The 16140-nt window shown below is 66.5% G+C and carries 26 protein-coding genes; all 26 read right to left on the bottom strand.

The features are described from left to right. Nucleotides 1-97: 97 nt before the first annotated feature. Nucleotides 98-553 (bottom strand): 50S ribosomal protein L15, encoded by a 456-nt coding sequence (gene rplO / locus ACIRBY_RS06580; RefSeq protein ID WP_042812339.1) that lies wholly within the window; start codon nucleotides 551-553, stop codon nucleotides 98-100. Between the two features lie 2 nt (nucleotides 554-555). After that, nucleotides 556-738, bottom strand: a complete 183-nt coding sequence (gene rpmD / locus ACIRBY_RS06575) for a 50S ribosomal protein L30 (RefSeq protein ID WP_005313525.1) — start codon at nucleotides 736-738, stop codon at nucleotides 556-558. Next, the gene (gene rpsE, locus ACIRBY_RS06570; protein WP_007265914.1) at nucleotides 738-1340 is read right to left on the bottom strand and encodes a 30S ribosomal protein S5; all 603 of its coding nucleotides are present in this window, start codon (nucleotides 1338-1340) and stop codon (nucleotides 738-740) included. Before rpsE ends, rpmD begins: the two co-directional genes overlap by 1 nt. A gap of 45 nt (nucleotides 1341-1385) precedes the next feature. Next, nucleotides 1386-1769, bottom strand: a complete 384-nt coding sequence (rplR, locus tag ACIRBY_RS06565; RefSeq protein WP_030026334.1) for a 50S ribosomal protein L18 — start codon at nucleotides 1767-1769, stop codon at nucleotides 1386-1388. 2 nt (nucleotides 1770-1771) lie between these two features. Beyond that, entirely contained in the window at nucleotides 1772-2311 is a 540-nt protein-coding gene (gene rplF, locus ACIRBY_RS06560) for a 50S ribosomal protein L6 (RefSeq protein ID WP_403897027.1), read from the bottom strand. A gap of 20 nt (nucleotides 2312-2331) precedes the next feature. Then, on the bottom strand, nucleotides 2332-2730 hold the full coding sequence (rpsH, locus tag ACIRBY_RS06555) for a 30S ribosomal protein S8 (protein WP_007265911.1): 399 nt from the start codon (nucleotides 2728-2730) through the stop codon (nucleotides 2332-2334). Between the two features lie 223 nt (nucleotides 2731-2953). Beyond that, nucleotides 2954-3139 (bottom strand): type Z 30S ribosomal protein S14, encoded by a 186-nt coding sequence (locus tag ACIRBY_RS06550; RefSeq protein ID WP_003956452.1) that lies wholly within the window; start codon nucleotides 3137-3139, stop codon nucleotides 2954-2956. Between the two features lie 5 nt (nucleotides 3140-3144). Continuing rightward, nucleotides 3145-3696, bottom strand: a complete 552-nt coding sequence (rplE, locus tag ACIRBY_RS06545; protein ID WP_358893649.1) for a 50S ribosomal protein L5 — start codon at nucleotides 3694-3696, stop codon at nucleotides 3145-3147. Then, a complete protein-coding gene (rplX, locus tag ACIRBY_RS06540; protein WP_007265909.1) occupies nucleotides 3696-4007 on the bottom strand; it encodes a 50S ribosomal protein L24 in 312 nt (103 codons plus the stop codon). Before rplX ends, rplE begins: the two co-directional genes overlap by 1 nt. A gap of 2 nt (nucleotides 4008-4009) precedes the next feature. Continuing rightward, a complete protein-coding gene (rplN, locus tag ACIRBY_RS06535; RefSeq protein WP_003956455.1) occupies nucleotides 4010-4378 on the bottom strand; it encodes a 50S ribosomal protein L14 in 369 nt (122 codons plus the stop codon). 116 nt (nucleotides 4379-4494) lie between these two features. Further along, a complete protein-coding gene (gene rpsQ / locus ACIRBY_RS06530; protein ID WP_030008467.1) occupies nucleotides 4495-4776 on the bottom strand; it encodes a 30S ribosomal protein S17 in 282 nt (93 codons plus the stop codon). Further along, nucleotides 4776-5000, bottom strand: a complete 225-nt coding sequence (gene rpmC, locus ACIRBY_RS06525; RefSeq protein WP_007265907.1) for a 50S ribosomal protein L29 — start codon at nucleotides 4998-5000, stop codon at nucleotides 4776-4778. The genes rpsQ and rpmC overlap by 1 nt, the downstream gene beginning before the upstream one ends. Beyond that, nucleotides 5000-5419, bottom strand: a complete 420-nt coding sequence (gene rplP, locus ACIRBY_RS06520) for a 50S ribosomal protein L16 (RefSeq protein WP_007265906.1) — start codon at nucleotides 5417-5419, stop codon at nucleotides 5000-5002. Before rplP ends, rpmC begins: the two co-directional genes overlap by 1 nt. Nucleotides 5420-5424: 5 nt before the next feature. Next, nucleotides 5425-6264 carry a 30S ribosomal protein S3 gene (gene rpsC, locus ACIRBY_RS06515; protein WP_007265905.1) on the bottom strand — a complete coding sequence of 280 codons (840 nt, stop codon included), beginning with the start codon at nucleotides 6262-6264 and terminating at the stop codon, nucleotides 5425-5427. Next, nucleotides 6264-6611: a 50S ribosomal protein L22 gene (rplV, locus tag ACIRBY_RS06510; protein ID WP_007265904.1), complete on the bottom strand. Its 348-nt coding sequence runs from the start codon at nucleotides 6609-6611 to the stop codon at nucleotides 6264-6266. Before rplV ends, rpsC begins: the two co-directional genes overlap by 1 nt. A gap of 43 nt (nucleotides 6612-6654) precedes the next feature. Next, nucleotides 6655-6936 (bottom strand): 30S ribosomal protein S19, encoded by a 282-nt coding sequence (gene rpsS, locus ACIRBY_RS06505; RefSeq protein ID WP_007265903.1) that lies wholly within the window; start codon nucleotides 6934-6936, stop codon nucleotides 6655-6657. Between the two features lie 12 nt (nucleotides 6937-6948). Continuing rightward, nucleotides 6949-7785, bottom strand: a complete 837-nt coding sequence (gene rplB, locus ACIRBY_RS06500) for a 50S ribosomal protein L2 (protein WP_007265902.1) — start codon at nucleotides 7783-7785, stop codon at nucleotides 6949-6951. Nucleotides 7786-7824: 39 nt separating this feature from the next. Beyond that, nucleotides 7825-8148, bottom strand: coding sequence for a 50S ribosomal protein L23 (rplW, locus tag ACIRBY_RS06495; protein WP_007265901.1), 324 nt, complete (start codon nucleotides 8146-8148; stop codon nucleotides 7825-7827). Then, nucleotides 8148-8798, bottom strand: coding sequence for a 50S ribosomal protein L4 (gene rplD, locus ACIRBY_RS06490; protein ID WP_042812330.1), 651 nt, complete (start codon nucleotides 8796-8798; stop codon nucleotides 8148-8150). The genes rplW and rplD overlap by 1 nt, the downstream gene beginning before the upstream one ends. 4 nt (nucleotides 8799-8802) lie before the next feature. Next, nucleotides 8803-9447, bottom strand: a complete 645-nt coding sequence (rplC, locus tag ACIRBY_RS06485) for a 50S ribosomal protein L3 (RefSeq protein WP_042812328.1) — start codon at nucleotides 9445-9447, stop codon at nucleotides 8803-8805. Between the two features lie 14 nt (nucleotides 9448-9461). Next, the gene (gene rpsJ / locus ACIRBY_RS06480; protein WP_003948644.1) at nucleotides 9462-9770 is read right to left on the bottom strand and encodes a 30S ribosomal protein S10; all 309 of its coding nucleotides are present in this window, start codon (nucleotides 9768-9770) and stop codon (nucleotides 9462-9464) included. 454 nt (nucleotides 9771-10224) lie between these two features. Continuing rightward, nucleotides 10225-11415 carry a hypothetical protein gene (locus tag ACIRBY_RS06475; RefSeq protein ID WP_403897019.1) on the bottom strand — a complete coding sequence of 397 codons (1191 nt, stop codon included), beginning with the start codon at nucleotides 11413-11415 and terminating at the stop codon, nucleotides 10225-10227. 192 nt (nucleotides 11416-11607) lie between these two features. Continuing rightward, nucleotides 11608-12801 (bottom strand): elongation factor Tu, encoded by a 1194-nt coding sequence (gene tuf / locus ACIRBY_RS06470; protein WP_042812325.1) that lies wholly within the window; start codon nucleotides 12799-12801, stop codon nucleotides 11608-11610. 149 nt (nucleotides 12802-12950) lie between these two features. Then, a complete protein-coding gene (gene fusA / locus ACIRBY_RS06465; protein ID WP_390687613.1) occupies nucleotides 12951-15083 on the bottom strand; it encodes an elongation factor G in 2133 nt (710 codons plus the stop codon). 39 nt (nucleotides 15084-15122) lie between these two features. After that, nucleotides 15123-15593, bottom strand: coding sequence for a 30S ribosomal protein S7 (rpsG, locus tag ACIRBY_RS06460; RefSeq protein ID WP_007265894.1), 471 nt, complete (start codon nucleotides 15591-15593; stop codon nucleotides 15123-15125). 2 nt (nucleotides 15594-15595) lie between these two features. Then, complete coding sequence (rpsL, locus tag ACIRBY_RS06455; RefSeq protein WP_007265893.1) at nucleotides 15596-15967, bottom strand: 30S ribosomal protein S12; 372 nt, start codon at nucleotides 15965-15967, stop codon at nucleotides 15596-15598. Nucleotides 15968-16140: the final 173 nt, after the last annotated feature.

Below are 16140 nucleotides of genomic sequence, written 5' to 3'. Positions count from 1 at the left end.
TACCGGCGACTGCGCCCCCCGTGGAACGACCAACCGGGGATGCCCCATATGTGAGGCATCCCCGGTCGGGTTTTAGCTATTTGTCACTGAGTTCGTCTTAGACGAGCTCGGTCACGGAACCGCCTGCGGCGGCAATCTTCTCCTTGGCGGAGGCGGAGACGGCGTCAACCGAAACCGTCAGCGCCACGGAGATCTCGCCCTGGCCCAGGACCTTGACGAGGCTGTTCTTGCGAACCGCGCCCTTGGCGACCAGGTCGGCCACCGTGACCTCTCCACCCTCGGGGTAGAGGGCACCGAGCTTGTCCAGGTTGACCACCTGGAACTCGGTGCGGAACGGGTTCTTGAAGCCCTTCAGCTTCGGCAGGCGCATGTGGAGGGGCATCTGCCCACCCTCGAAGCGCTGCGGAACCTGGTAGCGGGCCTTCGTACCCTTGGTACCACGACCAGCCGTCTTACCCTTCGACGCCTCACCACGACCGACACGGGTCTTCGCGGTCTTGGCGCCGGGGGCCGGACGGAGGTTGTGAGCCTTCAGCGGGCTGTTCTCAGCCATGATTAGTCAACCTCCTCAACCGTCACGAGGTGGCGGACGGTGTGCACCATGCCGCGGAACTCGGGGCGGTCCTCCTTGACGACGACGTCGTTCAGGCGCTTGAGCCCGAGCGAACGCAGCGTGTCGCGGTGGTTCTGCTTGCTGCCGATGTACGACTTCGTCTGCGTGATCTTGAGGCGAGCCATCACACACCCGCCCCTGCACGCGCACGAAGGAGAGCCGCGGGGGCGACGTCCTCGAGGGGCAGACCACGGCGAGCCGCGATCTCCTCGGGACGCTGCAGGCCCTTGAGGGCCTCCACGGTCGCGTGCACGATGTTGATCGCGTTGTCGGAGCCGAGCGACTTCGACAGGATGTCGTGAACGCCGGCGCACTCCAGAACGGCGCGCACCGGGCCACCGGCGATAACACCGGTACCGGGGGAAGCAGGCTTCAGCAGGACAACGCCGGCCGCCTTCTCGCCCTGGATCGGGTGCGGGATGGTGCCCTGGATGCGGGGAACCTTGAAGAAGTTCTTCTTGGCTTCCTCGACGCCCTTGGCGATGGCCGCGGGAACTTCCTTGGCCTTGCCGTAACCGACACCTACGGTGCCGTCACCGTCACCCACCACGACGAGCGCGGTGAAGCTGAAGCGACGACCACCCTTGACAACCTTGGCGACGCGGTTGATCGCGACAACGCGCTCAACGTAAGCGGTCTTCTCGGCGGCAGCGCCACCGTCGCGACCCTTCCGGTCCCGCCGCTCGCCGCCACCGGCACCGCTGCCGCGGCGCTGGGGTCCAGCCATTGGATTACCTCTCTCTGTTACGTCCGTGAGTCCCGGAACCGGGGCTTAGAACTTCAGCCCGGCTTCGCGGGCGGCGTCAGCCAGAGCGGCAATGCGCCCGGCGTATCGGTTGCCACCGCGGTCAAAGACGACGGTCTCGACGCCGGCAGCCTTCGCACGCTCGGCGACGAGCGCGCCGACGGCCTGGGCCTGGGCGCTCTTGTCGCCTTCGCCACCGCGGATCGAAGCGTCCAGGGTCGACGCGGACGCCAGGGTGTGGCCCTGGAGGTCGTCGATGACCTGAGCAACGATGTTGCGGTTCGAACGCGTCACGACGAGGCGCGGACGCTCCGCCGTACCCGAGACGTTCTTGCGGATGCGGATGTGGCGGCGAGCCTTGGCAGCGCGCTTGTACGCGTCGCCCTTGGCGATCTTCACACCGTATGCCATGGCTACTTACCAGCCTTTCCGACCTTGCGGCGGATGACCTCGCCGGCGTACTTGACACCCTTGGCCTTGTACGGGTCGGGCTTCCGCAGCTTGCGGATGTTGGCGGCGACCTCGCCGACCTTCTGCTTGTCGATGCCCTCGACCGAGAACTTGGTCGGCGACTCGACCTTGAACGAGATGCCCTCGGGCGCCTCGACCAGGATCGGGTGGCTGTAGCCGAGCTGGAACTCCAGGTCGGAGCCCTTCGCGGCAACGCGGTAACCGACACCGCTGATCTCGAGAGCCTTGACGTAACCCGCGGTCACGCCGGTGATCATGTTCGCCACCAGCGTGCGGGACAGGCCGTGCAGGGCCTTGTTCTGACGCTCGTCGTTCGGGCGGGTGACGTTCAGAACGCCGTCCTCACCCTTGACGATCCCGATGGGCGCCTTGACGACGTGCGTGAGGGAACCCTTGGGGCCCTTCACCGCGACCGTCTGGCCATCGATGGTGACGTCCACACCGGCGGGAACCTGGATGGGGAGCTTGCCGATTCGCGACATTGCTTTTCCTCCGTTCCCGACTACCAGACGTAGGCGAGGACTTCCCCACCTACGCCCTTCTTGCCTGCCTGCTGACCGGTCAGGAGACCGTGCGACGTGGAGATGATCGCCACGCCGAGGCCGCCGAGGACCTTCGGCAGGTTGGTGGACTTCGCGTACACGCGCAGACCGGGCTTCGAGATCCGCTTGATGCCCGCGATGGAGCGCTCACGGTTCGGCCCGAACTTCAGCTCGAGGACGAGGTTCTTGCCGACCTCGGCGTCCTCGACCTTCCAGCCGGTGATGAAACCCTCCTGCTTGAGGATCTCCGCGATGTGCGACTTGATCTTGCTGTGCGGCATCACGACGGTGTCGTGGTACGCCGAGTTAGCGTTACGCAGACGCGTGAGCATGTCTGCGATCGGGTCAGTCATGGTCATGAAAGTGGCCTTCGGCCTCTCTCGCCGGGGTTTCCTGTATGTGCCATCCCTCTCCCCACTCAGAGGCGGGACGGGTGCGGCACGGGGACCTACGGCGTAGTAAGTCGATAGGGCGGCGGACGCCCAACCCCACAAGCCTACGGCATGCGGGCAGGGCGGTCCGCCGACCTGATGCTTACCGAGAGCGTCTGGAAAACCTCAACACCCAGAGGGTGAAGGGGATTTACCAGGAGCTCTTGGTCACGCCCGGCAGCTCGCCACGGTGAGCCATCTCACGGAGGCACACGCGGCACAGGCCGAACTTGCGGTACACGGAGTGGGGGCGACCGCAGCGCTGGCAGCGGGTGTACGCACGCACACCGAACTTGGGCTTGCGGGCAGCCTTCGCGATGAGAGCCTTCTTCGCCATCTCGCTTACGCCTCCTTGAAGGGGAAGCCGAGGTGACGGAGGAGCGCGCGGCCCTCAGCGTCGTTGGTCGCCGTGGTGACCACGGTGATGTCCATACCCCGGGTACGGTCGATCTTGTCCTGGTCGATCTCGTGGAACATGACCTGCTCCGTGAGACCGAAGGTGTAGTTGCCACGGCCGTCGAACTGCTTCGGCGACAGACCACGGAAGTCGCGGATACGCGGCAGCGCGAGCGACAGCGTACGGTCCAGGAACTCCCACATGCGGTCACCACGGAGGGTGACGTGGCAGCCGATCGGCTGACCCTCGCGCAGCTTGAACTGCGCGATGGACTTGCGGGCCTTCGTGACGGCCGGCTTCTGACCGGTGATCGTCGTCAGGTCGCGGATGGCACCGTCGATCAGCTTCGAGTCACGGGCGGCGTCGCCGACACCCATGTTCACGACGATCTTGACGAGGCCGGGAATCTGCATGACGTTCTCGTAGGAGAACTCTTCACGCATCTTGCCCGCGATCTCCTCGCGGTACTTCGTCTTCAGACGCGGAGTGGTAGCCATCAGATGTCCTCACCCGTGCGCTTGGCAACGCGGATCTTGTTGCCCTCGTCGTCGAAGCGGAAACCGACGCGGGTGACGACCTTCTTGCCGTCCTTCTCCACGACCAGCTGGACGTTGGACACGTGGACGGGGGCCTCGGTGATCACGATGCCGCCAGCCTGGTTCTGCCCAGCCTTGGTGTGCTTCTTGACCCGGTTGACACCCTCGACCAGAACGCGGGACTCGGTCGGGAAGGCCGCGATGACCTTGCCCTGCTTGCCCTTGTCCTTACCGGTGATGACCTGGACCAGGTCGCCCTTCTTGATCTTCATGCTTACAGCACCTCCGGCGCGAGCGAGATGATCTTCATGAACTTCTTCTCGCGCAGCTCACGGCCGACGGGGCCGAAGATACGGGTGCCGCGAGGGTCGCCGTCGTTCTTCAGAATGACGGCGGCGTTCTCGTCGAAGCGGATGTACGAGCCGTCCTGGCGGCGGCGCTCCTTGACGGTGCGAACGATGACGGCCTTGACGACGTCACCCTTCTTCACGTTGCCGCCGGGGATCGCGTCCTTGACGGTGGCGACGATGACGTCACCGATGCCCGCGTAGCGGCGACCGGAGCCACCGAGAACACGGATGCAAAGGATCTCCTTGGCACCAGTGTTGTCGGCGACACGCAGTCGCGACTCCTGCTGGATCACGTCTATCTCCTGTTTGTCTGCCGGTTCCCGGCCGGGGCTCCTACGCGGAGCCCCGGCCGAGCCTGGCGGAACGAATCCGGGGGACCCCCAGCCTTATGTATGGGGCCCCGGAGTGATTACTTGGCCTTCTCGAGGATCTCGACGATGCGCCAGCGCTTGCTCGCCGACAGCGGACGCGTCTCCATGATGAGGACGCGGTCGCCGACGCCGGCAGCGTTCTGCTCGTCGTGAGCCTTGAGCTTGTTCGTACGGCGGATGACCTTGCCGTACAGCGCGTGCTTGACGCGGTCCTCGACGGCGACGACGACGGTCTTGTCCATCTTGTCGCTGACGACCAGACCCTCACGGGTCTTGCGGAAGCCGCGCTCGGTCTTCTCAGTCACGTTGTTCTCGCTCATCAGGCGTTCTCCACCGTCTCGATACCGAGCTCACGCTCGTGCATCAGGGTGTAGATGCGAGCGATGTCCTTACGGACGGACTTGAGCCGGCCGTTGTTCTCCAGCTGACCGGTGGCCGCCTGGAAACGGAGCTTGAACAGCTCTTCCTTGGCCTCGCGAAGCTTGGCAACGAGCTCCTCGTTGCCGAGCTCGCGGAGCTCGGACGCCTTGGTTCCCGTCGCCATCACGACTCACCTGCCTCGCGCTTGACGATGCGGCACTTCATCGGCAGCTTGTGGGCCGCACGAGTGAGAGCCTCACGCGCAATCTTTTCGTTCGGGTAGGACAGCTCGAACATGACCCGGCCCGGGTGCACGTTCGCGATCCACCACTCGGGGGAACCCTTACCGGAACCCATGCGGGTCTCGGCGGGCTTCTTCGTCAGCGGACGGTCCGGGTAGATGTTGATCCAGACCTTGCCGCCACGCTTGATGTGGCGGGTCATCGCGATACGAGCCGCCTCGATCTGGCGGTTCGTCACGTAGGCGGGGGTGAGCGCCTGGATGCCGTACTCGCCGAACGAGACCTCAGTACCGCCCTTGGCCATACCGCTGCGCTTCGGGTGGTGCTGCTTGCGGTGCTTGACCCTACGAGGGATCAGCATGTCGGTCAGGCCTCCGTTCCGGTGCTCTCGGCCGGAGCGGCGGCGGGGGCGTCGGCCTTGGGGGCCTCGGCACCAGCAGCCTGCTGCGGCTTGCGGCCACCACGGCCGCCGCGCTCGCCACCACGGCCACCACGGCCGGCGGGACGGTCGCCAGCGCCGGCACCACGGGCCGGGCGGTTACCCGCACGGGCCGCAGCGTTCTCGGCGCGAACCTCGGCGATGTTCTTGACGTCGCCCTTGTAGATCCAGACCTTCACGCCGATACGGCCGAAGGTGGTCTTGGCCTCGAAGAAGCCGTAGTCCACGTTCGCGCGCAGCGTGTGCAGCGGCACACGACCCTCGCGGTAGAACTCGGAGCGGGACATCTCGGCGCCGCCGAGACGGCCGCCGCACTGGATCTTGATGCCCTTGGCGCCGGCCTTCATGGTGCCCTGCATGCTCTTGCGCATGGCACGACGGAAGGAGACGCGGGAGGAGAGCTGCTCGGCGACGGCCTGAGCAACCAGCTGAGCGTCGAGCTCGGGGTTCTTGACCTCGAGGATGTTCAGCTGGACCTGCTTGCCCGTGAGCTTCTCGAGGTCACCGCGGATGCGGTCGGCCTCGGCGCCACGGCGGCCGATGACGATGCCGGGACGAGCGGTGTGGATGTCCACACGCACGCGGTCACGGGTGCGCTCGATCTCAACCTTCGAGATGCCGGCGCGCTCCATGCCGGACGTCATCATCCGACGGATGGCGACGTCTTCCTTGACGTAGTCCTTGTACAGCTTGTCGGCGTACCAGCGGGACTTGAAGTCCGTGGTGATGCCGAGTCGGAACCCGTGCGGGTTTACCTTCTGGCCCATTACCGGGAACCTTCCTTGCTGCTGACGACCACGGTGATGTGGCTGGTCCGCTTGCGGATCCGGTAGGCACGGCCCTGGGCACGCGGACGGAACCGCTTCAGGGTCGGGCCCTCGTCCACGTACGCCTCGCTGATGACCAGCGTGGAGGCGTCCGGGTGGTTGTAGTTGTGCGCGGCGTTGGCAATGGCGCTGTCCAGCACCTTGCCGACCGGCACGCTCGCGGCCTGCGGGGCGAAACGCAGGACCGCCTGAGCCTCCGTGGCATCCATGCCACGGATGAGGTCCACCACGCGGCGGGCCTTCATGGGCGTGACGCGGATGTACCGCGCCTGGGCCCTGGCTTCCATGGTTGTCCCTTCGGTGTTAGTCATAGTCGTAACCACCCCGCGATTAGCGGCGCTTCGACTTCCGGTCGTCCTTGACGTGGCCGCGGAAGGTGCGAGTCGGCGAGAACTCGCCGAGCTTGTGGCCGACCATCGACTCGGTGACGAACACCGGGACGTGGGTCTTGCCGTTGTGCACCGCGATGGTGTGACCCAGCATGCTGGGGATGATCATCGAGCGACGGGACCAGGTCTTGATGACGTTCTTGGTGCCGGCTTCGTTCTGGGCGTCCACCTTCTTTACGAGGTGGTCGTCGACGAAGGGCCCCTTCTTGAGACTGCGCGGCATCTAAACCCGCTCCTAGCGCTTCTTGTTCGTCTTGCGGCGGCGGACGATGTACTTGCTCGAAGCCTTCTTCGGCGAGCGAGTACGACCCTCCTTCTGACCCCACGGGGAGACCGGGTGGCGACCACCACTGGTCTTGCCCTCACCACCACCGTGCGGGTGGTCAACCGGGTTCATCGCGACACCGCGGACGGTCGGGCGGACGCCCTTCCAGCGCATGCGGCCGGCCTTGCCCCAGTTGATGTTCGACTGCTCGGCGTTGCCGACCTCGCCGACCGTGGCGCGGCAGCGCGCGTCGACGAGACGGATCTCACCGGACGGCATGCGGAGGTGGGCCATCACGCCCTCCTTCGCGAGCAGCTGCACGGAGGCACCAGCCGAACGCGCGAACTTGGCGCCGCCACCGGGGCGGAGCTCGATCGCGTGGATCGTGGTACCGACCGGGATGTTGCGGAGCGCGAGGTTGTTGCCCGGCTTGATGTCGGCCGTGGGGCCGTTCTCGATCCGGTCGCCCTGCTGCAGACCGCGCGGCGCGATGATGTAGCGCTTCTCGCCGTCGGCGTAGTGCAGCAGCGCGATGCGCGCGGTGCGGTTGGGGTCGTACTCGATGTGCGCGACCTTGGCCGGCACGCCGTCCTTGTCGTGACGACGGAAGTCGATCACGCGGTAGGCGCGCTTGTGGCCACCGCCCTGGTGGCGAACGGTCACACGACCGGTGTTGTTACGGCCGCCCTTGCTGTGCAGGGGGCGGACCAGCGACTTCTCCGGCGTGGACCGCGTGATCTCGACAAAGTCGGCGACGCTGGAGCCACGACGGCCCGGGGTCGTCGGCTTGTACTTGCGGATACCCATTTCTCAGTCCTCGTCCGATTCCGGACGACTAGACCTCCGTTAGGAGGCCTGGCCGCCGAAGATGTCGATACGGTTGCCCTCGGCAAGGGTCACGATGGCGCGCTTGGTGTTGGCGCGCTTGCCGAAACCGGTCTTGGTGCGCTTGCGCTTACCCTGACGGTTGATCGTGTTGACCCCGGTGACCTTGACCGAGAAGACCGCCTCGACGGCCTGCTTGATCTGGGTCTTGTTGGCGCCGGGCGCGACGATGAACGTGTACTTGTTCTCGTCCAGCAGCGCGTAGCTCTTCTCCGAGACGACCGGCTTGATCAGCAGGTCGCGCGGGTCGGTGAAGGTCTTGCTGGTAACGGTCGCCTCAGACATCAGGCCTCGTTCCCTTCGGTCTCATCGGCCTTGGGGCCAGACACGAAGGACTCGAGCGCGGCCTGGGTGAAGACCACGTCGTCAGAGACGATCACGTCGTACGTGTTCAGCTGGCCCGGCTCCAGGATGTGAACCTGGGGCAGGTTGCGGGCGGACAGCCACGCCAGCTCGTCAGAGCGCTCGGCGACCAGGAGCAGGTTCTTGCGCTCCGAGATCTTGCCGAACAGCGTCTTCGCGGCCTTGGTGGAGGCGGCACCCTCGACCACGCCGGTGACGACGTGGATGCGGGAGTGGCGCGCGCGGTCCGAGAGGGCACCGCGGAGGGCGGCGGCCTTCATCTTCTTCGGGGTGCGCTGCGAGTAGTCACGCGGCACGGGGCCGTGGACGACGCCACCGCCGGCGAACTGCGGAGCGCGGGTCGAACCCTGACGGGCGCGGCCGGTGCCCTTCTGGCGGTAAGGCTTCTTGCCACCACCACGGACTTCGCCACGGGTCTTGGTCTTGTGCGTGCCCTGACGGGCAGCGGCCAGCTGGGCGACGACGACCTGGTGGATCAGCGGAACGCTGGTCTTCGCGTCGAAGATCTCCGCGGGGAGCTCGACGGTACCGGCCTTGTCGCCAGCCGGCGAAAGGATGTCAATGGTGCTCATTACCTCAAGCCCCCTTGGCCGCGGTACGGACCAGGACGAGGCCGCCGTTCGGACCGGGGACCGCGCCCTTGATGAGGAGCAGACCCTTCTCCGCGTCAACCGCGTGGATGGTCAGGTTCTGGGTGGTGACGCGCTCGTTACCCATGCGACCGGCCATGCGCATGCCCTTGAAGACACGCCCAGGGGTGGCGCAGCCACCGATCGAACCGGGGGAGCGGTGCTTGCGCTGCACACCGTGACCGGCGCCGAGGCCCCGGAAGTTGTGGCGCTTCATGACACCGGCGAAGCCCTTGCCCTTGCTGTTGCCCGTGACGTCAACCTTGACGCCGGACTCGAACACGGCAGCCGTGATCTCCTGGCCGAGCGTGTACTCGCTGGCGTCGGAGGTACGGAGCTCCACCAGGTGGCGGCGCGGGGTCACGTCGGCCTTGGCGAAGTGGCCCTTGAGGGGCTTGTTCACCTTGCGCGGGTCGATCTCGCCGAAGGCGATCTGGACCGACTCGTAGCCGTCGGTGTCGTTGGTACGGACCTGGGTAACGACGCAGGGCCCGGCCTTGACGACGGTCACCGGGACGACACGGTTGTTCTCGTCCCAGACCTGGGTCATGCCGAGCTTCTCGCCCAGGACGCCCTTGATCTGCTTTGCCATCTTCTCGACGCCTCTCAGAGCTTGATCTCGATGTCAACGCCGGCCGGAAGGTCCAGGCGCATCAGCGAGTCAACGGTCTTGGGCGTCGGGTCGAGGATGTCGATCAGGCGCTTGTGCGTGCGCATCTCGAAGTGCTCGCGCGAGTCCTTGTACTTGTGCGGCGACTTGATGACGCAGTACACGTTCTTCTCAGTGGGCAGCGGCACCGGGCCCGCGACCGACGCACCAGTGCGGGTCACCGTCTCGACGATCTTCTTCGCCGAGGAGTCGATGACCTCGTGGTCGTAGGCCTTGAGCCGGATGCGGATCTTCTGTCCCGCCATGGCTACTCCGTAGTCCTGTCTCGTGTGGAAACGCTCTGGCTCCCGGTCGGCTGCGGAACGGGATTCCGCGGCCTCTCCTCCGACCCACGCGGTCGGGCGTGTCGCACTCCCTCCGAAAAAATTCCCATACGGGAATTCCCTCATCCAAGGGGGTGCGGTCCTGGACCGCGCATCGGGGGAGAAACACCCACCGAGTGCCTGGTGCGGACCGTGCTGACACTTCCCAGAAGATTCCCGTACGTCCGCCCTCATTGCTGCCCCGAGAGGCAGATTAAGGACGACGAGTACCGTGGGACTCGCTTCCGGTCCTCCCGGCGGGAGGCGCGCAGCATCGGCACACAGCCGAGCAACTTGAGTAGTCTGCCATACGAGACACCCGCCTGGCCAATCGGGCCGAAGAGAATACCCCGCCGCGCGATCACGTCAAACCGCGGCACGCAACGGGGATCCCTGGTCAGGAGCGGGATGCCGTACCGCAGCCCTCCGGCCGGCCGGTGTCGATGCCCTTGGAGCGGTCGTACGGGTCCACCGGGGTGCCGGAAGGCGCCGGTCCACTGTCCCGCGGGTCCGAGAAGAAGCCCGGGTGCAGGTAGCCGTCGGGCCGGTCGCAGGCGCTGTTGGCGATGTCCTGCGCGGCGCCGTACAGCCACAGCCTCCCTTCGGGAGCGCCCCGTTCCCGCCCGTGGAAGACCTGGAAGGTGGCCTCGCGGCGGACGACGGTCCGGGCGACGTCCTCCGGGTTGCCGCCGATCTTCACGAACGGGTAGACGAAGCTGTAGTCCACCTTCACGTCGGCCTGGCCGGGCTTCTCCCCCGCCTCCACCCACATGCGGCCCCGCACCTTGACCACCTCGCCCACGGGCTTGAGCTCGGCCGGGTCGTAGCGGGTGAACAGCTCCAGCGGGTCGTGCTCCCGGCTCGGGTGCTCGTACGCCCGCGCCGTCTCCTCGCGCCGCCCGGTGTCCTTGGGGTCCAGCAGGTCCAGGGCCGCCGCGGGCCGCTCGCCCCGCAGCACGGCCGGATCCAGGTTGGCCGCCACCAGGAACCGCTTCGCCAGGGCCAGCCCCTCGGCGACGCGCTCCCGGGGCACCCCGTTCACGTCCTCGGCGGCCGGCACCTCGATACCGGCGGCGCCCTCCGCCCACTGCGCCGCCGGCGAGCCGCGGAAGGGCTCCTTCAGGGTCGGGCGGTCCGGGTACACGGCCTCCGGGGCCGCGGTCGGACGTACGGACTCCGCGGGCAGCGGGGCGGCGTCACGGGCGTCCTGGCGGGCCTGCGCCTTCCCCGTCAGCCGGTCGACGACCAGCTCGGGCCGTACGGCGACCAGCGCCAGTCCCGCGACGGCGACGACGGCGGCCGCCGCCTTGAGCCGGCGTTTCCCCCGTCCCCGGCCCTCCATCTCCTGCCAGGCGGGCCCGGTCCGCCAGCCGGGCGGCTCGTTGCGCGCCGCCTTCGGCGCCCGTCCGAACCGGCGCCGGCCGGCCCGCGCCCGCTCCTCGTCCTCGGCCCGCAGGCGGGCGGTGACCATCCGCGCCCGCGCCGAGGGCTCCTTCGGCGCGTCGGCGCTCTCCCGCGCGACCTGCTCGCTGAAGCGGGCCCACTCCTCGTCGGATACCTCCGGCCGTCCGCCGCCCTGCCGATCCATGCTTCCCACCCTGAACGCTCCGTCGTACGTGATCTACTGCGGAGCTTCTCACGGGTCCTTTATCCCGCCCTTACGGGGGCCTTGCCCCCGGGGACGACGAAGGGCCCCTCCCCCGCCGCCGGAGCGGTGGGAAAGGGGCCCTCCCGTCAAACATGGTGCCCGCTGGAGCGAGCTACCAGGTCAGAACACGAATTACTTCGTGATCTTGGTGACCTGGCCGGCGCCGACCGTACGACCACCCTCACGGATGGCGAACTTCAGGCCCTCCTCCATGGCGACCGGCTGGATCAGCTGGACGGACATGTCGGTGTTGTCGCCCGGCATGACCATCTCGGTGCCCTCGGGGAGGGTCACGACGCCGGTCACGTCCGTGGTACGGAAGTAGAACTGCGGGCGGTAGTTGTTGAAGAACGGGGTGTGACGGCCACCCTCGTCCTTCGACAGGATGTACGCGGCGGCCTCGAACTCGGTGTGCGGCGTGACCGAACCGGGCTTGATGATGACCTGGCCGCGCTCGACGTCCTCGCGCTTGATGCCACGGAGGAGCAGACCGACGTTCTCACCGGCCTGGCCCTCGTCGAGCAGCTTGCGGAACATCTCGATGCCGGTGACCGTGGTGGTGGTCTTCTCCTGCTTGATGCCGATGATGTCAACGGTCTCGTTGACCTTCAGGACACCACGCTCGATGCGGCCGGTGACGACGGTGCCACGACCGGTGATCGTGAAGACGTCCTCGACGGGCATCAGGAACGGCTTGTCGGTGTCACGCGGCGGGGTCGGGATGGCCTCGTCCACGGCGTCCATCAGGCCGAGGAGCTTGTCGCCCCACTCCTTGTCGCCCTCGAGCGCCTTGAGCGCGGAGACCTGGACGACCGGCAGGTCGTCGCCCGGGAAGTCGTACTCGGAGAGCAGCTCACGGACCTCGAGCTCGACGAGCTCCAGGATCTCCTCGTCGTCCACCATGTCGGCCTTGTTCAGGGCGACGACGATGTACGGAACGCCGACCTGGCGGGCCAGGAGCACGTGCTCCTTGGTCTGCGGCATCGGGCCGTCGGTGGCGGCGACCACGAGGATGGCGCCGTCCATCTGCGCGGCACCGGTGATCATGTTCTTGATGTAGTCCGCGTGACCCGGGCAGTCGACGTGGGCGTAGTGACGCGCCTCGGTCTGGTACTCGACGTGCGCGATGGAGATGGTGATACCGCGCTGGCGCTCCTCAGGAGCCTTGTCGATCTGGTCGAACGCCGACGCCGCGTTCAGGTCCGGGTACTTGTCGTGCAGCACCTTGGTAATGGCGGCCGTGAGGGTCGTCTTACCGTGGTCAATGTGACCGATGGTGCCGATGTTGACGTGCGGCTTAGTCCGCTCGAACTTCGCCTTCGCCACGGGGGTCCTCCTGAGAGTGGTTCTGTACGCCTTGATCGTCGGCGCCAGGTGATCTTTGCTGGATAGCCGGTTCCCCCGGGGCAACGGGAGGGTTGCTCCTGTTGCCCCAGAGGCTCCGGTGGCAAGCCTAAAGCGTGTACTCGGAAGAGTTACTCGCCCTTGGCCTTCGCGATGATCTCCTCAGCGACGTTCCGGGGAACCTCGGCGTAGGAGTCGAACTGCATCGAGTAGCTGGCGCGACCCGAGGTCTTGCTGCGGAGGTCTCCGACGTAGCCGAACATCTCCGAAAGCGGCACGAGGCCCTTGACGATCTTGGCTCCGTGACGGTCCTCCATGGCCTGGATCTGGCCACGGCGGGAGTTGATGTCACCGATGACGTCGCCCATGGACTCCTCCGGCGTGGTGACCTCGACGGCCATCATCGGCTCGAGGAGCACGGGAGAAGCCTTGCGCGCGGCCTCCTTGAAGGCCTGCGAACCGGCGATCTTGAAGGCGAGCTCGGAGGAGTCGACCTCGTGGTAGCCACCGTCGAGAAGCGTGACGCGGACGCCCGTCATCTCGTAGCCGGCGAGGATGCCGAACTGCATGGCCTCCTGCGCACCGGCGTCGACCGAAGGGATGTACTCCTTCGGCACGCGGCCACCGGTGACCTTGTTCACGAACTCGTACGCCGGACCATCGGCGTCCGTGATCGGCTCGATCGCGATCTGCACCTTGGCGAACTGACCGGTACCACCGGTCTGCTTCTTGTGGGTGTAGTCGTGGCGCTCGACGGCCTTGCGGATCGTCTCGCGGTACGCGACCTGCGGCTTGCCGACGTTGGCGACGACCTTGAACTCGCGCTTCATACGGTCGACCAGCACCTCGAGGTGCAGCTCGCCCATACCGCCGAGGATGGTCTGGCCGGTCTCCTCGTCCGAGTGGACGTGGAACGACGGGTCCTCTTCCGCGAGACGCTGGATGGCGACACCCAGCTTCTCCTGGTCACCCTTGGAAGCGGGCTCGATGGCGACCTGGATGACCGGAGCCGGGAAGTCCATGGACTCCAGGATCACGGGCGCCTTGTCGTCGCACAGCGTCTCACCGGTGGTGGTCTGCTTCAGGCCCATGACGGCGACGATGTCGCCGGCGCCCACCGCGTCGATCTCCTCACGCTTGTTCGCGTGCATGCGGTAGATCTTGCCGATGCGCTCCTTCTTGCCCTTGACGGAGTTCAGCACCGCGGTGCCGGCCTCCAGGCGGCCCGAGTAAACCCGGACGAAGGTGAGCTTGCCGAGGTGCGGGTCGCTCATGATCTTGAACGCGAGCGCGGCGAGGGGCTCCTCGTCCGACGGCTTGCGCTTGACGACGACCTCGGCGTCCTTGACGTCGTGGCCCTCGATGGCCTCGATGTCGAGCGGCGACGGGAGGTAGCGCACGACGGCGTCGAGCAGGGGCTGGACGCCCTTGTTCTTGAACGCCGTACCGCAGAACACCGCGGTGATCGTGGGCTCGCCCTTGCCCTTGCCGGAGCCGAGGATGATGCGGCGGACGGCCGCGTGCAGCTGCTCGGCGGTGGGCTCGGTGCCCTCCAGGAACAGCTCCATCATCTCTTCGTCGTTCTCGGCGACCTGCTCGACGAGGGTGGCGCGCCACTCCTCGGCAAGCTCGGCGTGCGAGGCCGGGATGTCGACGACGTCGTACATCTCGCCCTTGGTGGCCTCGGCGGACCACACGAGGGCCTTCATGCGGACGAGGTCGACGACACCCTGGAAGTCGGCCTCGGCACCGATGGGCAGCTGCATGACGATCGGAACCGCACCGAGGCGGTCCTTGATCATGTCGACGCAGCGCATGAACTCGGCGCCCGTACGGTCGAGCTTGTTGACGAAGCAGATACGCGGGACGCCGTAGCGGTCCGCCTGACGCCAAACGGTCTCGGACTGCGGCTCCACACCGGCGACACCGTCGAACACGGTGACGGCACCGTCGAGGACGCGGAGCGAACGCTCCACCTCGACCGTGAAGTCCACGTGACCCGGGGTGTCGATGATGTTGATGGTGTGGTCGACGTCCTCGAGCGGCCAGTGGCAGGTCGTCGCGGCGGACGTGATCGTGATGCCGCGCTCCTGCTCCTGCTCCATCCAGTCCATCGTGGCAGCGCCGTCGTGGACCTCACCGATCTTGTAAGACACACCGGTGTAGAACAGGATGCGCTCGGTGGTGGTCGTCTTGCCCGCGTCGATGTGGGCCATGATGCCGATGTTGCGCACCTTGGCCAGGTCAAGCGAAGTGGTAGCCATAAGGCTTCAGTCTTCTCTCGGTCTCGATGTGGGTTGCGACTACCAGCGGTAGTGCGCGAAGGCCTTGTTGGACTCGGCCATCTTGTGCGTGTCCTCGCGCTTCTTGACGGCCGCACCGAGGCCGTTCGAGGCGTCGAGAAGCTCGTTCATCAGGCGCTCGGTCATGGTCTTCTCGCGGCGGGCGCGGGAGTAACCCACGAGCCAGCGGAGGGCCAGGGTCGACTGGCGACCCGGCTTGACCTCGACGGGAACCTGGTAGGTCGCGCCACCGACACGGCGGGACTTGACCTCGAGCGACGGCTTGACGTTCTCCAGCGCGCGCTTCAGCGTGATGACCGGGTCGTTGCCGGTCTTCTCGCGGAGGCCTTCCATGGCGCCGTAAACGATGCGCTCGGCGGTGGAGCGCTTGCCGTTCAGGAGGATCTTGTTGATGAGCGAGGTCACCAGAGGAGAGGCGTAGACCGGGTCGATGATGACCGGGCGCTTCGGGGCGGGGCCCTTACGAGGCATTCTTACTTCTCCTTCTTGGCGCCGTAGCGGCTGCGGGCCTGCTTGCGGTTCTTGACAGCCTGGGTGTCAAGCGCACCGCGGATGATCTTGTAACGAACACCCGGCAGGTCCTTCACACGGCCACCACGCACGAGCACGATCGAGTGCTCCTGCAGGTTGTGACCCTCACCCGGAATGTAAGCGGTGACCTCGATGCCGGAGGTCAGACGCACACGCGCGACCTTACGGAGCGCCGAGTTCGGCTTCTTCGGGGTGGTCGTGAACACACGCGTGCAGACACCACGACGCTGAGGCGAGGCCTCGAGCGCGGGGGTCTTCGTCTTCTCGACCTTGTCCTGCCGGCCCTTCCGGACCAGCTGCTGGATCGTAGGCACTACTTCTCCGGTTTCTGTGTGCCGTGTAGTGAAGCTAACCTGGAACTTTTCCGACCCACGCGGTCGGGTGTGTCGGATCCGGCGGATCTCCGCGCAAGCGTGGAGGCGCATGAATCTCGGTGGCCGATGCGGCTCGCCGTGCGGTTGATGGACACGCGCGGGAGCCCAGGCAC

It is taken from the genome of Streptomyces sp. NPDC096136, from assembly GCF_044763325.1.
GTDB lineage: Bacteria > Actinomycetota > Actinomycetes > Streptomycetales > Streptomycetaceae > Streptomyces.
Note: the sequence above shows the minus strand (reverse complement) of the source record. Positions and strands in the feature narration are given on the sequence as shown.